General features: G+C 75.5%; 12 protein-coding genes. 3 read left to right on the forward strand and 9 right to left on the reverse strand.

Going from position 1 to position 17,238, the window contains the following annotated elements; all coding sequences use genetic code 11:
* Positions 1–59: 59 nt before the first annotated feature.
* Genes FIC82_RS18145 through FIC82_RS18155 form a run of 3 tightly spaced genes read right to left on the reverse strand, consistent with a single transcriptional unit; the run spans position 60 to position 6,201 of the window.
* Entirely contained in the window at positions 60–3,722 is a 3,663-nt protein-coding gene (locus FIC82_RS18145) for an ATP-binding protein (protein ID WP_154799413.1), read from the reverse strand.
* Entirely contained in the window at positions 3,722–4,480 is a 759-nt protein-coding gene (locus tag FIC82_RS18150; protein WP_216609932.1) for a DUF4194 domain-containing protein, read from the reverse strand. The genes FIC82_RS18145 and FIC82_RS18150 overlap by 1 nt, the downstream gene beginning before the upstream one ends.
* Entirely contained in the window at positions 4,477–6,201 is a 1,725-nt protein-coding gene (locus FIC82_RS18155) for a DUF3375 domain-containing protein (RefSeq protein ID WP_168732080.1), read from the reverse strand. The genes FIC82_RS18150 and FIC82_RS18155 overlap by 4 nt, the downstream gene beginning before the upstream one ends.
* Before the next feature lie 445 nt (positions 6,202–6,646).
* Between FIC82_RS18155 and FIC82_RS18160 the strand changes: the two genes are divergently transcribed.
* A complete protein-coding gene (locus FIC82_RS18160) occupies positions 6,647–7,360 on the forward strand; it encodes a vitamin K epoxide reductase family protein (protein ID WP_253691267.1) in 714 nt (237 codons plus the stop codon).
* A 121-nt stretch (positions 7,361–7,481) separates the two neighbouring features.
* Here the strand turns inward: FIC82_RS18160 and FIC82_RS18165 are convergent, their stop codons facing one another.
* From FIC82_RS18165 to FIC82_RS18190, 6 genes are all read right to left on the reverse strand, one after another.
* The gene (locus FIC82_RS18165) at positions 7,482–8,975 is read right to left on the reverse strand and encodes a S1 family peptidase (protein ID WP_154799414.1); all 1,494 of its coding nucleotides are present in this window, start codon (positions 8,973–8,975) and stop codon (positions 7,482–7,484) included.
* Positions 8,976–9,110: 135 nt separating this feature from the next.
* On the reverse strand, positions 9,111–10,082 hold the full coding sequence (locus tag FIC82_RS18170; RefSeq protein WP_154799415.1) for a LysR family transcriptional regulator: 972 nt from the start codon (positions 10,080–10,082) through the stop codon (positions 9,111–9,113).
* A gap of 85 nt (positions 10,083–10,167) precedes the next feature.
* Complete coding sequence (locus FIC82_RS18175; RefSeq protein WP_154799416.1) at positions 10,168–11,841, reverse strand: DUF7059 domain-containing protein; 1,674 nt, start codon at positions 11,839–11,841, stop codon at positions 10,168–10,170.
* A 103-nt stretch (positions 11,842–11,944) separates the two neighbouring features.
* Entirely contained in the window at positions 11,945–12,472 is a 528-nt protein-coding gene (locus FIC82_RS18180) for a hypothetical protein (RefSeq protein ID WP_154799417.1), read from the reverse strand.
* Positions 12,473–12,579: 107 nt separating this feature from the next.
* Positions 12,580–13,179: a hypothetical protein gene (locus FIC82_RS18185; RefSeq protein ID WP_154799418.1), complete on the reverse strand. Its 600-nt coding sequence runs from the start codon at positions 13,177–13,179 to the stop codon at positions 12,580–12,582.
* A gap of 80 nt (positions 13,180–13,259) precedes the next feature.
* A complete protein-coding gene (locus FIC82_RS18190; RefSeq protein WP_253691268.1) occupies positions 13,260–13,970 on the reverse strand; it encodes a DUF981 domain-containing protein in 711 nt (236 codons plus the stop codon).
* A gap of 135 nt (positions 13,971–14,105) precedes the next feature.
* On the opposite strand from FIC82_RS18190, the gene FIC82_RS18195 reads away from it, so the two are divergent.
* The gene (locus FIC82_RS18195) at positions 14,106–14,795 is read left to right on the forward strand and encodes a TetR/AcrR family transcriptional regulator (RefSeq protein WP_154799419.1); all 690 of its coding nucleotides are present in this window, start codon (positions 14,106–14,108) and stop codon (positions 14,793–14,795) included.
* Between the two features lie 134 nt (positions 14,796–14,929).
* On the forward strand, positions 14,930–17,167 hold the full coding sequence (locus tag FIC82_RS18200) for an exo-beta-d-1,3/1,6-glucosidase (protein ID WP_168732081.1): 2,238 nt from the start codon (positions 14,930–14,932) through the stop codon (positions 17,165–17,167).
* Positions 17,168–17,238 lie beyond the last annotated feature (71 nt).

Below are 17,238 nucleotides of genomic sequence, written 5' to 3' on the forward strand. Positions count from 1 at the left end.
CTCGGCAGACCAGGGTTCTACCTCGGCAGACCGGGGGTCTACCTCGGCGGGGCGGGGGTCTACCTCGCGAGGGTCGCCGTCTCGGGCTCGGGGGCGGAGGCAGGCTCGGGCGCGGGGCGGCCGTCGCGGTACGCGGCGATCGACAGGGTCCGCAGGCGGGACGACCGGCCCGAGGGGTTGTCGACGAACCCGACGGCCGAGATGTACGGCTCGATCACGTGGATCTTCTGCAGCGGCGTGACGATGAGGAGCTGGAGCCCCAGGCGGCGGAAGAGCTCGAGCGCGAACCGGGTCGACTCGTCCGACCCCCGACCGAACGCCTCGTCGATGACGACGAACCGGAACGCCGTCGAGCGCACCGCACCCCAGTCGAGCTTGAACTGGTAGGCGAGCGACGCCGCGAGCACCGTGTACGCGAGCTTCTCCTTCTGCCCGCCGGACTTGCCGCCGGAGTCGGAGTAGTGCTCGTGCTCGGAGTCGTCGGCGCGCGACCGCTCGGACGCGGAGAGCACGAACCAGTTGCGCACGTCGGTCACGCGCCGGCGCCACGCCTCGTCGAGGTCGGTCATGCCCTCGCGCCCGCGGAACCGCTCGACGAGCGCCTTGACGCGCAGGAACCGGTCCTCCGAGTACGACAGCGCGTCGACGTCGCCCGCGACCGACCCGTCGCCCTCGGCGAGCGCGCGGTCGTCCTCGGCGAGGATGCCGTCGCCGTCGGTGCACGCGCGCAGGTCCTGCTGGAACTCGCGCACCTCGAGGTTGGGCGTGCGCGACATCTCGAGCCGGATGTACCGGCCCGGGTTGTAGTCGATCGCGCGCAGCGAGTCGTTGATCGTGTCGATCCGGTCGCGGATGACGTCGGCCTGCTTCGCGAGCTCCGCGGCGAAGCCCGCGATGTCGCGGATCGCGTTCGTGTTGAGGTACGCCTTGAAGTCGGCCTCGAACCGGGGGAGGTCGTCGCGCACGAGCCGGTCGTGGATCTCGCGGTAGCCGTCGGCCGACCGCACGTCCGCGTCGAGCTCGGCCGTCTCCACGGGGTACGCCGAGCGGAACGACGCCATCTGGCCCGCGACGCGCGTCCCGAGGTCGGCGCGCTCGCGCTGCGCCTGCTCCGCCTCGGCCGTGAGCCGCGAGCGCACCGCGTTCTCGACGGCGTCGAGGTCGGCCGCACGCGTCGGACCGGTCGCGCCGTCCCGGTCCGTGCCGTCCCGGTCCGTGCCGTCCCGGTCCGTGGCGACGGGCGGGCCGACCGCCGCGAGCTCGCGGTCGAACTCGGCGGCGAGCGCCGCCGTCGTCTCCGCGTCGAGCGCCTCGCCCGCGCCGTCCAGCACCGCCCGGGCGCGCTCGCGCGCGGTGCGCGCCTCGTCGAGCGCGTGCCGGTCGGCGCCGAGCGTCGCGACGACGCGGTCGCGCTCGGCCTCCAGCTCGCCGTGGCGGCGCGCGTTGTCGTCGAGCAGGCCGGCGATCCGGCCGAGCTCGTCGCTCGCCTGCTCGAGCCTGCGCTTCTCCTCCGCGAGCTCGGCGATGCGCGCGGTCTCCGCGCCGCGGTCGAGCTCGTCCCAGTCGCGGTACACGTCGAGACGCCCGAGCGCGGCGGAGCGCGCCTGGAGCGCGGTGCGCGCGGCGGCGGCCTCGTCGCGGCGCCGCGCGAGCGCGTCGCGGCGTGCGGTCACCTCCGCCGCCTGCTCCAGCAGCGCGTCGATCTTGGCCTGCGTCGACCACCCGAGCACGTAGCCGCGGCGGTCGTCGACGGCACGCGTGTCGTTCTTCTCGTGGTGGTCCGGCGAGTGCTTCACCTGGCCGGCGCGCGTGACCGCGCGGGGCAGCCGGCGGAACGCGTCGAGGTCGGGCGCGCACGCGTGGTCCGCGCGACGCTCCAGCTCGGCCTCGACCCACGCCGTGAGCGACGGTGCGTCGTCGAGGCGGCGCACGTCGAGCAGGTCGGCGAGCAGCGGGACGTCGTCGCGCGGCGCGGGCCGGGCCGCGGGGACGCGCTCGGGGACCCGGTGGTAGACGAGCCGCAGCCCCAGGTGCTCGCGGTCGACCCACGCGGCGACGGCCTCGTAGTGCGTCGCCGGGACGAGGAGCGAGAGCGCGAAGCCGCGCAGCACGCGCTCGGCCGCGCCCTCCCAGTCGGCGTGCTCGGGGCGCACCGCGAGCAGCTCGCCGACGAACGGCACGTCGCCCGGCGTCAGCCCGACGCCGGCGCACAGCCGGTCGCGGACCTCCAGGTGGGTGCGCGGGAGGTTGGAGCGGCGGTCGGCGAGGCTCGCGAGCTCGGCCTTGACGTCGGCGGTCTCCTGCTCGACGGCGCGCACCTCGGCGGAGACCTCGGCAGCCCGCTCCTCGGCCCGGGCGAGCTCCTCGCGCACGCGCCCCGCGGCGTCGTCGGCCGAGCGCCGCAGCGCCGCGAACGCCTCGGCGTCGACGAGAGCAGCGGCCACGGCCGTCGCCCCGCCGCCGAACCCTGGATCCCTCCCCACGACGGGCCCGTCCTGAGGAGCGACCCCGGGTTCGGCAACCTCAGGTGCACCGAGCGTGAGGCCTGCCGCGGCGGCGTAGCCCGCGAGCTGGGCGACGCGGCGCTCACGGGCGGCGCGCTCGACCTCGCGGCGCGCGACCTCGCCCTCGATCGCCGCGAGCCGGTCGCCACCGTGGCCCGCGCGCTCGAGCTCGAGCCGCTGCCGCTCGGCGGCGAGGACGGAGAGCTCGTCGGCGACCCGGGACCGACGGGACTCGCCGTCCGCGACGCGCTCGTCGAGCGCGCCGATCAGCCCGTCGAGGTCGGCCACGCGGCGCGAGGCCGTGAACGCGCGCAGCGCGTCGCGCCGGGTCACGAGCGCCGCGGCCCGCTCCCCCAGCGCGTCGTGCGCGTCGCAGTCGGCGAGCAGCGGCGCGAGACGCTCGATCTGCGCGGTGGCCCGCACGACGGCGTCGTGCGCGCTCGTGAGGTCGTCGAAGTGCGCGACGAGCCGGTCCGTCCAGCGGTCCGCGTCGAACGGCTCCAGCATGTGCTCGCGCACGAACTCGCCGAGGTCACCCACCGACTTCATCGACACCGTCTGGTGGAACAGGTCCATCGCCTGCTCCGACGGGATGCCCAGCAGGCGGCGGAAGTCGCGCCCGTACTCCGGGAAGTGGTCGCGCACCTGGGCGCCCGACTCGCGCAGCCGGCGGCGCAGCGCCGCGACGTCGCCGCCGAAGCCGGCGAAGTCCTCGGTGATCGTCAGCGGGCGGTCGGCCGTGACGAAGAACCGGTCGGGCTGGCCCGACTGCCCCTGCGCGAGCCAGAACACCTGGGCGAGCGTGACCTCCTGGTCGAACCCGCGGTTGGAGAACCGCCCCAGCACCACCGAGTACGTGCCACGCTCGCGCAGCCCCACGTGGCGCGTCGCGCCCGTCGCCTCGTCGCGCTCGGACTTGAAGTGGCCCGCGACGTAGGAGCGCAGCGACCGCTCGCGCGCCCCGGCCCCCGCCGCCTTGTTGTAGGAGATGCGGTGCGACGGCACGAGCAGCGTCGTCACGGCGTCGACGATCGTCGACTTGCCCGACCCGATGTCGCCCGTGAGGAGCGCGTTGCGGCCGTCGAGGTCGAACGCCCACACGCGCTGGTCGAACGTGCCCCAGTTGAGCACCTCGAGCCGCTCGAGGCGGAAGCCCGCCCGGGCGTCGAGGTCCGCCGCCGGGTCGTGCAGCTCGACCGCGCTGAACAGGCCCTCCATCACGCCACCGTCCCCGTCGTCGTCCCTGCGCCCGTCCCTGCGCCTGTCCCTGCGCCCGTGCCCCTGCCCGCCGTGCCCGACGACGTCGCTCGCGCCCCGCCGTCCGCCGCGACCTCCAGGTACTGCGCGAGGCGCGCGTCGAAGTCCGCGAGCCACTGCGCGTCGACGAACGCCTTGAGGATGCGGCGCACCTCGTACCGGCGGGCGTCGCCGACCGGGTCGCCGTCCTCGCCCGGGGCGCCGCCGTCGGGCGAGCCGTCGGGGTCGGGGCGACCTGCCGGGCGCAGGAAGCCCAGCTCCACGACGCGCCGCACGAGCCCGTCCACGCGGTCCACGAGCCGCGCCTCGTTGGCCGCGGCGCCGGCGTCCTGCGCGAGGAAGACCCGCAGCAGGTCGACGATCTCCGTGCGCGCGAGCACGAGCCGCGTGTCGCCGCCCTCGGAGTCCGCCTGCGCGAGCCGCTTGCGCAGCAGCGCGAGCAGCAGGCTCACGTCGAACGGCAGCTCACGGCGCGGGATGAGACGCGGCACGCGCTCGTCGCGCTCGTGCTCGGGCTGCGAGCGCAGGTACGCGTAGCCGTCACCCTCGTCGACGACGACCTGCAGGCCCATCATCGCGACGGTGTCGCGCACCTGGGCCTCGCGCGCGAGCAGGTCGCGCCACAGCGCCTCGCCGGACTCGCGGTAGACGACGCCCTTGAGCAGCGACGTCACGACGACGGACAGCTCCGGGTCGCGCGCGGTGCGGGTCGTGCTCACGGGGTCTCCTCCCGGGCGGGTTCGGCGGTGTCGTGGGGGTGCGGGTCAGGCAGGGCAGCGGGCGGGTCGTCCGGGACGGCGACGGGGTCGTGCGGCACGGTGGCAGGGCCGCGCGGCGGGTCGCCGCCCGCCCCGGTGCGTGCGTACGTGACGCGCGGCAGGCGCGCGACGCGCACCACGGGGTCCGACGCGCCGTCCCCGGCGGCGGGGCCGCCGGGGCCCTCCCCCTCCCACCGCACCTCGTCGGTGCGCTCCTCGTCGTGGACGACGACGAAGCGCGGGTCCTCGAGCGACAGGTAGGTCACGAGCTCGGCCAGCCCGTGCTCGAGGGGCGCGTCCACGAGCAGGTCGGCGAGCGCGACCTCTCCCGGCCCGCCCGGCGCGGTGAGCGTCGCGCGGACCGTGCGCGCGAGACGCTCCGGGTCCACGTGGACCTGGTCGTACAGCGCGTCGACCTCGAAGTCGTCGTCGCCGACCTCGACGTGGTCGGAGTCGAGGCGGGCGGTCGGCCGAGGCGTGAAGAGCGGCCGCTCCGTCGGGAGCACGACGTCCGGCGCGACGTCGTCGAGCGCCATCCCGGGCGGGCCGCCCGGGCCCGGCCGACCGTCCGCCGCGCGCCCGGCGTCGCGTGCCGCGAGCGCCTTGGCCTCGACGCCGCGCAGGATGTCCATGACGCGCCGGTTCTCGAGCCAGACCTGGTCGTCGAGGAAGCGGCGGAGCTGCTCCGAGAGCGTCCGCACGGTCGCCTGCGTGCGCTCGCCGGCGTCGAGCCAGTCGTAGTGCACACGCCGCAGCCGGCGGTGCTCCTGGTCCGCCGCGGCCCGCGCGGTGGCGGCGCCGGGGCCTGCGGTCCCCGGTGCCGGCCGCACGACGTCGGGCGCGATCGCGTCGAGCGACTGCACGCGCTCGACGAGCGCGGCGAACTCCTCCTGACGGCGGCGGTCGAGCAGGAAGTCGTAGAACGCGTGGAACGAGCGACCCTGGTCGGACTCGGCGATGGCGGCGCGCGAGCGCACGACCTCCTCCAGCAGCTCGCCCTTGGCACCGTCCCAGCCGGTGATGCGCTCGCGCAGCTCACGGTCGAGCGAGCGGAAGTTCGCCTCGACCTCGCGGAAGTCCGACAGGAGGTCGGCGGCGGTCTGCGTGAGCTGCTGGTAGCGGTCGCGCTGGGCGGCGGCGTCGAGCACGGCCACGCGCCCGGCGCGCACCTGCGCGATCTCCTCGTCGATCGCGGCGCGCCGCTCCTCGAGCTCGCGCAGACGCTCGGCCGGGTCGGTCTGCGTGCCGACCGCGATCTGGCGCAGCAGCTCGAAGACCGTGTTGAGCCGCGACTCCGTGCCCACGAACCCGCGGCCGCGCAGCGACGCGACCCAGCGCACGGCCTGCTCGACGGCGGGCGTCGCGTCGTAGTGCGGCTCGCCCGAGCCGGGCGGGTACCAGGCGCGGAGCCAGCCCTGGTCCGGGTGCGCCCAATGGTCGACGTACGCCTGCGGCGCGCGCGGGTACCGGGGCTCGGTGCCGGCGGACCGGGCCGTCCTGCCGTCGACCGCCCACAGGTGGTCGTCGAGGCGTGCGACGAGCTCGCTCTCGGGGATCGCGCGCACGTTGTCCTCGACGAACAGCGTGCCGAGGAACGACAGCACGAGCGGCGCCGTGTCCGCGCGCAGGAGCCGCCACGCCGCGCTCGACCGTCGCAGGGAGTCGACGTCGTCGTGCTGCACGCAGGTCCTCTCAGCGGGCGGGGTTCCGGTCGGGCGGCACCGCGGGGAGCGCGGCCGCCCCCAGATCTTAGGTCGGACCGCCCCCAGTCCCCGGCCCGACCCACCGTCGCCACACACCCCGGCCGAGAACGACACCACGCCCCGCCGAGCACGACATGGCGGTCGTCTACGGCCCCATGACGACCCTCATGTCGTGCTCGACGGGTGGGGGGGGTGAGGCGGGTGGGCTCGGTCGCGTGGGGTGGGCTCGGTCGGGTGGGGGGTGGGCTCGGCGGGTGGGGGCCGAAGCCGGGACCATGGTCCCTGTCGGTGGCAGGTGCGCGCTTCGTAACCTGGACGCGGCGCCGAGCCGGCAGCGCGCCCACCCTGCCGGCCGGCGCCACCTTCTGCCCGCCCGCCGGGGCGTCCCCGACCCGGCGGGGCCCCGCGGACCCGAGGACCGCCCGTGACCGAGACGACCACCGCCCTGGCGGACGACGCGCGCCCGGGCGGCCGGGCGCCGTCGGGCGCGCACGGCGGCGCGACGCCCGCGGACCCCGCGTTCGACCCGTTCGCCCGGCCCACCGGCTGGAGCCACTCCCGCGGCGTGCTGTTCGGCGAGATGCTGCTGTTCGGCCTGCTCAGCCTCACCGCGGCGTTCGTGCTGTCGTACGACGCAGTCGTCCTCGCCGCGAACCCCACCGCCACGCTGTCGTGCGACGTCAACACCGTGCTGTCGTGCGGCACCGTCGCCCAGTCGTGGCAGGCGCAGGTGTTCGGGTTCCCCAACGCGTTCCTCGGCCTGGTCGCGGAACCGATCGTCATCACGACGGCAGTCGCGGCCCTGGGCGGGACGCGGTTCCCCCGCTGGTTCCTCTTCGCCGCGCAGTGCGTCTACTTCCTCGGCGTCGTGTTCGCCTACTGGCTCTTCTACCAGTCGATGTTCGTCATCGGCGCGCTGTGCCCGTGGTGCCTGCTCATCACGGTCTCGACGACGCTCGTGTTCGCGTCCCTGCTGCACTGGAACGTCCTGGAGGACAACCTGTACCTGCCGCGCGGCACCCAGGCGCGGCTGCTCGGGTTCGTCCGCTCCGGCGCGTACGGCTACCTCGTCGCGGCGGTGCTCGTGGGGCTCGCGATCCTCGTCGTGCTCAAGTACGGCCCGGCGCTGCTGGCCTGACGGGCTCCCCGCCCGCGGCGCGCCGCGCCGAGCACGTCCTGGCGCGCCGTCGAGCACGAGGCTGCTCCCCGAGAGAACGGGAACGACGGCAGCCTCGTGCTCGACGGTCGGACGGGTCAGGTCAGGGTGTCGTGGCCCCCAACGAGTACGCGCCCGAACCGGCGTACGCGTGCACCACGAACCGGTAGTAGCCCGCCGCGCCGCTGTACGTCAGCGACTCGTTCGCCCCCGGCGACGTGGACTGTGCCACGCTCGACCAGGCCGATCCGTTCCACCGCTGCAGGTACAGGTCGTAGTCGCTCCCGCTCGGGCCCGTCACGCACGCGCGGTGGGTCCCGGACGTCGCGGCCGTGTAGTACGAACCGTTCGGCTGGACGGCCGTCGCCCCGGCGGAGAGCGTCCCGGAGTACGACCGCGCGTAGCCCGTGCAGCCGGTCGGGGGCTCGGGGTTGCCGCCCCCGCCGCTCGTGACGAGCGTCAGCCCGTACGCGGAGAGGATCTCGCCGACGGGCTGGAAGTACGTCGTGCCGCCCGAGCGGCAGTTGCCGGACCCGCCCGACGTCACGCCCTGCGCCTGGTTGCCCGCGAGCAGCGAGCCGCCCGAGTCGCCCGGCTCGGCGCACACCGTCGTGCGGATGAGCCCGGTGACGGTCCCCTGCGGGTAGGTGACCGAGGCGTTGTACGCCTGGACCGTCCCGCAGTGCCAGCCCGTGGTCGAGCCCGAGCGGCACACCGACGCCCCGACCGGAGCCTGCGTGGCACCGGCCACGGCGACACGGCCGCCGGAGTAGTTGTTCACCGCGCCGACCGGGGTGTTGCCCGCGTCGACCTGGACCCAGGCGTAGTCGTTGCCGGGGAAGCTCGACCCGCGGAACGTCCCGGCCGGGCCGGAGGTGCGCGCACCGGTCGAGCCGCAGTGCCCGGCCGTGACGAACCCGCCCTGGACCGCGAACCCGACGGAGCAGCGGCTGCCGCTGCCGATCGTGTACGCGTTGCCACCGACGACGTCGATCAGCGGGCGCGGGGTCTCGGCCGTCTCCTCGTACGCGACCGCGTCCGCGGGCACGCCCGCCGCCGCGACCTGCGCGGCGACGTCGGCCTCGCCGCCGTCGCGCACGGAGACGACGACGCGGTTGCGCGTGACGTCGACGTACCAGCCCGGCAGCGCCGCCGGGTCGTCGGCGAGCGCGCCGTCGAGCGCCGCACGCCAGGTCTCGAGGTCGGCGAGCGTGTGGTCCACGCTCACCGCGGTGGCGCCCTCGGCCCGCACCGTGCGGGCGTCGGCGGCGTCGGTGACGCCGACGTAGAGGACGTTCGCCGAGTCGTCGACCCAGGCTCCCGCGTAGTCGACGCCGAGGCGGTGCTCGAGCGCCGCCTCGGTGCCCGCCGCGTCGGACTGGAAGGCGAGACGCGTCGTCGCGTCCCGCGCGCTGAGGCCCAGGTCGCGCTGCAGCGCGCGCTCCAGGCCGGGGGCCGTCTTGGGGACCGCGCGCACCGTCGCGCGTCGGTCGTCGGGTGCGGGCGTGCCGGCGACGGCGTGCGTCGCGGCCGCGCCCGTCAGGAGCGTCGCGGCGGCGGTGACCGCGGCGATCCTCCTGCGGAGTGGTCGTGTCATGTCGTCCATTCCCTTCGCCGGGCCCGGGTGGCCCGGTCGAGGGTCACGCTAGGGAGACGTCCAGCGCGCGCCCAGATCACGATCAGGTCATATGCCGGGCGCTATGTGCGGGTGCACCCCTACGCGGTGCGTCCCCTACGCGATCTCCACCGGGTGCTCGGCGCGCCACCTCCGGTACCGGGGGGAGCGCTGCACGGCGTCGCGGTGGGCACCGACCGCCGCGCGCGCGACCACCTCGACCGGGATCCGGTCCACCGCGTCGCGCCGCCAGCCGACGTGGTGCGTCCAGCGCAGCGGTGCGCCGTCGAGCGCGACCGTGCGCACGCCCGGCGCGTCGAGCAGCACCGGCTGGACGAGCGCGACGGCGTACCCGCCGCGCACCTGGTCGATGCACGACGTCCGGTCCGACTCCCCCATGGCCCGCGGCGTGAACCCCGCCCGCGCGCACGCGCTCACGAAGCAGCGCTCGAAGCACCCGCTCCCCGGGGCCGTGAGCCACAGCGCGTCGGCGAGCTCACCCAGCCCGACGGCGTCGCGCCCCGCGACCGGGTGGTACTCGTCCACGAGGACGAACACCGGGTCCGTCGAGACCGTCGTCCACACGAGACCGCCGTCGGTCGGCGGCGACGCGTCGTCGCACAGGCCGACCAGCGCCACGTCCAGCGTCCCGCTCGCGAGCCGCTCCGCCGTCTCCTCGACCGACCACGACGTCGCGGTGGTGACGAGGAGGTCGTCGACCCCCAGGGCGGCGGGCAGCGCCGCGTGCAGGCGGCTCGCGAGGAGCCCGCCGATCGCGGAGCTCACCGTCCCCACGCGGACCGTCCCGACGCGGCCCTCGTCGTGCACGTGGCGGTGCGCGTCGTCGACGAGCGCCGCCATCGCGGGCAGCACGACGCGGGCGTGCCGCAGCACGAGCTCGCCGAGCTCGGTCGGCCGCGCGCCCTGGCGGTCCCGCGTGAAGACGCACCCGCCGAGCGTGCGGTCGATCCGGTTGAGCTGGGCCGTGAGGGCGGGCTGCGCGAGCCCGAGCGCCGCGGCCGCCTTGGTCACGCTCCCCGACTCGGCCACCACGACGATCATGCGCAGGTGTCGCACCTCGAGGTCCATGCCACCCGAACGTAACGGTGCGGACCGGCCCTGTCTCGCGGCGACCTGGCGCACCCGCGACCACGAGGTGGCCGCGGGCCACGCGTCACGCGCCGGGCGCCAGGAATCCGTCGCGCACGAGGCCCCGCACCGCGGGAAGCAGCTCGCCCGCGAGGTCGTCGGCGGGCACCTCGAAGAGCGCGGCGATCGCCCCGACGAGCTGCCCGACGGTGAGCTCGCCGTCGCTCGCCCCCACGAGCGCCGCGAGCCCGGTCGACGCCCGGACGGCGCGGCCGAGGCCGTCGCCCTGGCGGAGCAGGACGACCGTCGGGTCAGGCGCGCCGGGCGTGTGGAACCGCTCCTCGGTCACGTCGGGCGCGACGGCGAGCCGCGCCCCCGCGAGCGCCGCGTCGTCGCGGGCGGCGAGCCAGTCGTGCGCGGCGAGCGACGCCGCGAGGTGCGCGCCGAGCGGCTGGCGCACCGGGCCCGTGTGCTCCTCGAGCCGGCGGAGCGTGGGGCGCGCGCCGTCGACGGGTCGCCGCAGCGTCACGATCCCGAACCCGACGGCCTCCACGTCGCGCGCCGCGAAGTCCTCGAGCCACGCGTCGTAGGCCGTCGCCCAGGCCGCGGGCTCGCGCTCCGGGGTCGTGCCGCCGTCGCGGATCCACGTCTCGGCATACTCGGCCGGGTCCTGCACCTCGCGCTGGACCACCCACCCGTCCAGCCCGGACTCGTCCAGCCACGCGCCGACGCGCTCGTCCCACGGGACGCCGCGGCGGTGCTCCCAGTTGCCGAGGAGCTGCGCGACGCCGCCGGGGGCGAGCACCGCGCCGACGCCCGTCACGAGGTCGCGGACGACGTCGTCACCGGCGCGCCCGCCGTCGCGGTACTCGTACGCGGGCAGCGCGCCCGCCCCGTCGGCCCCGGCACGCGGGGTGATGACGAACGGCGGGTTCGACACGACGAGGTCGAAGCGCTCGCCCGCCACGGGGTCGAGCATCGACCCCTCGCGGAGCTCGATCGGCGCGCCGGTCCCCGCCGCGCCCGCGGCCACGTCGTCGGACCCGGCGTCGTCGAGCGCCGCGTTGAACGCCGCGAACCCGAGGGCGCGGCGCGAGATGTCGGTGCCGACGACCGACCGCGCGTGCCGCGCGGCGTGCAGGGCCTGGATCCCGCAGCCGGTCCCGAGGTCGAGGACGCGCCCTACGGGCGTGCGGACCGTCACCTGCGCGAGGGTCAGGGACGCCCCGCCCGCGCCGAGCACGTGGTCGGGCGCGAGACGCCGCCCCGTCGCGAGCTCGCCGAGGTCGGACGACAGCCACCACGTGACCGGGCCGGCCGCGTCCGACGCCGCGTAGGGCCGCAGGTCGACTACGGCGCGCACAGGGTCGTCGTCCTGCGCACCCGCCGCCTCGACCAGCCCGAGCCGCCGGGCGCCGTCGACCCCCGTCCGCCCGAGGGCGGACTCGAGCGCGGCGCGGGGGACGTCGTCGCCCAGCAGGAACAGCGTGGCGAGGACCGCCGTCGGATCGTCCGCGCGCCCGCGCAGCGCGCGCCGCGCCGGCACGGCCTGCTCGCGGTGCAGCGCGGCCGACGCGACCGGGCCGAGCACCTGCTCGACGCCGTCGACCGTGAACCCCGCCGCCGCGAGGTCGGCACGCAGCGTCGCCGCGGCCGCGGCGAGCTCCGCGGGCGCGAGGCCCGCGCCGGGCGTGGCCGGGCTCACGACACGCTCCGGCGCGGCGGGAGCGGTCGAGGCAGGGGCGTCGGCGGGAGGCATGGGTCCATCCTGGCGGATCCGGCCCGGGACGGCCGGTCCGGCCCCGGACGCACCGGACCCCCGGCCGCCGAGGCGGGCCGAGGGTCCGGTGGGAGAGGGGACGTCAGCAGTTCTGCGTGCCGTACACGGCGACGTTCTGCACGCTCGTCGTGAACTCCTGGTCCGACATGACCGAGGTGATCGCGGACATGTCGGCGCTCGCCGGGTCGTCGACGGCGGTCTTGAGGGTGTCGGTGAGCTGGCGGAACACGCCCGTCACCTTGTCCCAGTCGCCGCTGATCTCGGCGGGGGCCTCGGCGGCCTCGAGCGCGGCGGTGAACGTCTCGAACTCGGCGACGCCGGCGGCCGGGTCGCTCGCGTCGATCGAGCCGAGCGAGCTCTGGGCGTCGATCAGGGTCTCGTAGGCCGTGCAGAAGTCGCCCGACGCCTCGGCGTCGCCGGTCTCCTCCTCGGCGGGCTCCTCGGACGCGGAGGACTCCTCCTCCGCCGGGGTCGTCTCCTCCGTGGCCGTCGTCTCGGTGTCGGTGCTCGCGTCGTCGCCCGAGCCGCCGCACGCGGCGAGGCCGAGGACGAGGAGAGCGCTCGTCGCGAGGGCGGTCGTGGTCTTCGTGATCGTCAGTCGGTTGCGCATGGGGCCCATGGTTTCCCACGACGGCGCCGCGCGCCGCCCCGAACCGCCGAAGTGGGGACCGCTCCCCATGTGGCGAGCGACACCGGGTGAAGTTCGGCGGTGCCGCCTCACCGGGTGCAACCCGCCCGGAAGTAGTCCGTCACCGCCTGGGACGACGACGTGAGCGCGCCTGTGTCGATACGCCGCCCGACGCGGTCGATCGCCCGGGACAGCTCGTCCGTGTCGCGCGTCCCGGTCGCCTCGACCTCGTCGGCGATCATCGTCAGGTAGGTCGTCACGACGGCCCAGTCGCGGGCGACGTCCTCAGGAGGGGTCGCTCCGACGAGCGTGTCCCGTGCGGTCGTGAACCCCTCCACGAGGGCCTCGGGGTGCTCGACCGTGAGGTTCACCTGCGCCTTCGCGGCGACGCCCCACGCGACCTCCGCCTCCCGGCACAGCGGGTCCACGGTGGGTCCCTCGACGTGTCCGGACGTCTCGCCGTCGGTCGCGTCGACGGGTGCGCCGTCGTCGGACGGACCGTCGGCGGAGTCGATGCTCCCGCCGTCGTCCGTCGGGGCCGCCGCGGCGGGCGGGGAGGGCGCGGCCGCGGGTGCGGCGTCCGGGAGCGACACCACGTCGAACGCCCCGCTCGCGACGACGGCGACGCACAGCCCCGCGACGACGGCGAGGACCGCGGCGTGGGCCACGGCGCGCACCGGTGATTGCATGGCCCCTATGATGACGCCTCGCGCTTGCGGGGCGAACCCCGCGAGCCGAACGGCTCGCGGGGTTCTGCCCGCGTTCCGCATCAGCCCATCGTGTTGACGATGAGCCCGATGTGCGTGAAGAAGTTCATCGCGCCGAACAGCAGGAACGCCACGCCGGACAGGCCCCACGCCCAGCCGATGATCGTGCGGGCTGCCCGGCGCCCCGAGCGCACGGCGAACGGGAAGAGGATCGCCCCGAGGCCCACGAGCGCGATGAGGCCGGACATGAAGATCGCCTCGACGAGCGGGTAGGCGGCGAACGCACCGGAGATGGGCTCCTCGGGCGGCGCGGCGAAGAGCTGGTACGTCACGCCCGCGACCGCGATGGCGACGAGCCCGAGACCCATGCCGAGCACGAACACCGAGACCGGCCGCGCCACGGCCTGCAGGTGCTCGGTCGCGTCGGCGCGCTCCAGGGCGGCGCGGCCACGGGTCCACAGGTAGAACGCGGCGGCGAGCAGCAGCACGCCGAACGCGAGGCTCGTCTCGCCGAAGACGATGTTGTCGAACGGGAAGCCCCCCGCGGCGAGCGGCCACGTGAGCGTCATGTGCAGCCCGGTCGCCGTGAGGATCGTGCCGAGCACGCCGAAGGCGAGCGACCAGCCCTCGACGACGACGTTCCCCGGCGACCGCAGCAGCTCACGACCGAGCATGACGAGCAGGATCAGCCCGGCACCCACGGCGACGGACATCACGGTGTTGTAGGTAGGCATCTGCGCCCAGTCGATGACGAGCCCCTCGGCGGCGACCATCTCTGTCCACTCCTCTTTCGTTCCCGTGGGTCGCGCTCACGACCCGGGAGACAGTAACCATACGCGCGTATAGGTTATTCCTGGATTCACCCCACGACCCCGGACGAGCGGCGACAGCCTCACTACGATGGCCGCGTGGACGACGGAGCGGGGACCATCGACCGGACGGCGGGGCGCGACGAGGGCGGCGCGGGCGCCGGAGCGGGGCCGACGCCCGGGCTCGCCCAGGACCCGGCGCACGGCGCGCGGCGCGCGGTGCAGGGGCGCAGCGCGCAGCGGCAGCGCGCGATGGTCGAGGCGGCCGCGCACCTGCTCATCGAGGAGGGCTTCGGCGCCGTCACCCACCGCCAGGTGGCGCGTGCGGCGGGCGTGCCGCAGGGGTCGGCGTCGTACTACTTCCCCACGAGCGCGTCGCTGGTCTCCACGGCGGTCGAGGCCGCGGAGGACGTGCGCGCGACGGCGGCGCAGGCGCGCGCCGACGCGTTGCCCCGGCAGGAGCGTTCGAGCGCGGCGACGGCGCGCGAGCTGATCGAGACGTTGTACGCGCCGCACGTGGACGACACGGTGGTCGACGTGCGCCTGGACCCGATGCTCACGGCGATGCGCGACCCGGCGCTGCGGCCGATCATGCGCGCGTCGCGACCGCGGCTGCTGGCGGCGGCGCGCACCGTGCTGGACGCGTCGGGCCACACGCACGTGTCCGACGTGGACCTGGTGGCGCACGTCGTCGACGCGGCGCTGCTGTCCGCGGCCGCGGCGGAGGACGGCCGCGTGCTGGACCACGCGACGGGGACCGTCGCGCGCTTCCTCGACCACTGGCACTGAGGCGACAAACTTACTTACCGGTTATTCAGTCTTGCGGGTAGAGTGGCCGCGCCCGGGCTCCCGAGCGCGTCGGCCGTCACGCCCGACGCGCGCCTGCGCGGGCAACCGTCGCCGTCGCCGTGGAAGGACCGTCCGTGAGCACCCTCCCCTACCTCGACCCCGCTCTGCCCGTGGCCGACCGCGTCGAGGACCTCCTCGCGCGGATGACGCTCCCCGAGAAGGTCGGGCAGATGCTGCAGCTCGACGCGCGCGACGGCGTCGGGCCGGCGGTCCTGGACAAGCACGCCGGGTCGCTGCTGCACACCTCCCCCCAGAACGTGGTCGAGGCGCACGCGCTCACGGGGCAGACCCGGCTCGGCATCCCTCTGCTCGTCGCCGAGGACTGCATCCACGGCCACTCCTTCTGGGTCGGCGCGACGATCTTCCCCACGCAGCTCGGCATGGCCGCCACGTGGGACCCCGAGCTCGTCGAGCAGGTCGCCCGGGCCACGGCGGTCGAGGTCGCCGCGACCGGCATCCACTGGACGTTCTCCCCCGTGCTGTGCATCGCGCGCGACCTGCGCTGGGGACGCGTCGACGAGACGTTCGGCGAGGACCCGTACCTCATCGGCGAGCTCGCGTCGGCGATGGTCCGCGGGTACCAGGGTGACGGCCTCGCGGACCCGACCGGGATCCTCGCGACCGCCAAGCACTTCGCCGGCTACTCCGAGACGCAGGGCGGCCGCGACGCGAGCGAGGCCGACATCTCGCCGCGCAAGCTCCGGTCCTGGTTCCTGCCCCCGTTCGAGCGCGTCGCCCGCGAGGGCTGCGCGACGTTCATGCTCGGCTACCAGTCCATGGACGGCGTGCCCGTCACCGTCAACGGCTGGCTGCTCGACGACGTCCTGCGCGGCGAGTGGGGCTACACGGGCACGCTCGTCACCGACTGGGACAACGTGGGCCGCATGGTCTGGGAGCAGCACATCCAGCCCGACTACGTGCACGCCTCCGCCGCCGCCGTGCGCGCGGGGAACGACATGATCATGACCACGCCGAAGTTCTTCGAGGGCGCGCTCGAGGCGGTCGCCCGCGGCCTCGTCGAGGAGACCGCGATCGACGCGGCCGTGCGCCGCATCCTCACGCTGAAGTTCCGCCTGGGCCTGTTCGAGGACCCGCGGCGCCCCGACGTCGCGCGCCAGGAGGCCGTCATCGCCTCGGCGGCGCACACCGCCGTCAACCTCGAGGTCGCGCGGCGCTCCCTCGTCCTGCTCGCGAACGACGGCACGCTCCCCTTCACGGGCGGGCGCACGGTCGCCGTCGTCGGCCCCAACGCGGACGACGACCACACGCAGCTCGGCGACTGGGCCGGGGCGTCCGGCCAGGCCGACTGGCTGCCCGACGGCCACCCGCGCGAGATGACCACGACCGTCCTCGACGGCTTCCGCGACCTCGTCCCCGAGGGCTGGACGGTCACGCACGCGCGCGGCGCCGACATCCTCACGCTCGAGCCCGACCCCGAGGGCGAGCTGTTCCCCGACGGGCAGCCGCGCCCGCAGGTCGTCGTGCCCGCCGCGCCCGACGACGCGCTGATCGCCGAGGCCGTCGCGACGGCGCGCGACGCCGACCTGGTCGTCGCCGTCGTCGGCGACCGGATCGAGCTCGTCGGGGAGGGCAAGTCGACCGCGACCCTCGAGCTCGTGGGCGGCCAGGTCGCCCTGCTCGACGCGCTCGTCGCGACCGGCACGCCCGTCGTGGTCGTCGTCGTCGCGTCGAAGCCGCTCGTGCTGCCGCCGTCAGCGCACGCGGCGGCCGCGATCGTCTGGGCCGCGAACCCGGGCATGCGCGGCGGGCAGGCCGTCGCCGAGCTCGTCCTCGGGCAGATCGAGCCCGAGGGCCGGCTCCCGATCTCGTTCGCCCGCCACGCCGGGCAGCAGCCCACCTACTACAACGTGGTCCGCGGCCAGCACGGCGACCGGTACGCCGACCTCACGCAGAGCCCCGCGTTCGCGTTCGGGGACGGCCTGAGCTACACGACGGTCGAGTACGCCGACCTGCACGTGCTCGGCTCGGTGCACGGCCCCGACGACGTCGTCCGCGCCCAGGTCACGCTGACCAACTCGGGCTCGCGGCCCGTGCGCGAGACCGTGCAGGTCTACGTGAGCGACACCGTCACGTCCGTGACGTGGGCCGAGAAGGAGCTCAAGGCGTACCGCAAGGTCGCGCTCGCCCCCGGCGAGTCCGCCGTCGTCGACCTCGAGGTGCCCGTCGCGGACTGCACCCTCGTCGACGCCCAGGGCCGGCGGGTCGTCGAGCCGGGCGAGTTCGAGCTCCGCGTCGGGCCGTCGTCCCGCGAGGACGCGCTCCTGCGCGCACCGTTCACCGTCAAGGGCTGAGAGCGTCCCCGGTCCGCGAGACCGGGGACGGGGGCGCCCGGGCCGCGCACGGCCCGGGCGTCCTCGTACGT

Source organism: Cellulosimicrobium protaetiae (genome assembly GCF_009708005.2).
Taxonomy (GTDB): Bacteria; Actinomycetota; Actinomycetes; order Actinomycetales; family Cellulomonadaceae; genus Cellulosimicrobium; species Cellulosimicrobium protaetiae.

What these genes read in the sequence shown, in the direction of transcription:
- FIC82_RS18145 (WP_154799413.1), bottom strand. Translation starts at nt 3,722, where the DNA reads ATGGAGGGCCTGTTCAGCGCGGTCGAGCTGCACGACCCGGCGGCGGAC.
- FIC82_RS18165 (WP_154799414.1), bottom strand. Translation starts at nt 8,975, where the DNA reads ATGACACGACCACTCCGCAGGAGGATCGCCGCGGTCACCGCCGCCGCG.
- FIC82_RS18170 (WP_154799415.1), bottom strand. Translation starts at nt 10,082, where the DNA reads ATGGACCTCGAGGTGCGACACCTGCGCATGATCGTCGTGGTGGCCGAG.
- FIC82_RS18175 (WP_154799416.1), bottom strand. Translation starts at nt 11,841, where the DNA reads ATGCCTCCCGCCGACGCCCCTGCCTCGACCGCTCCCGCCGCGCCGGAG.
- FIC82_RS18180 (WP_154799417.1), bottom strand. Translation starts at nt 12,472, where the DNA reads ATGCGCAACCGACTGACGATCACGAAGACCACGACCGCCCTCGCGACG.
- FIC82_RS18185 (WP_154799418.1), bottom strand. Translation starts at nt 13,179, where the DNA reads ATGCAATCACCGGTGCGCGCCGTGGCCCACGCCGCGGTCCTCGCCGTC.
- FIC82_RS18190 (WP_253691268.1), bottom strand. Translation starts at nt 13,970, where the DNA reads ATGGTCGCCGCCGAGGGGCTCGTCATCGACTGGGCGCAGATGCCTACC.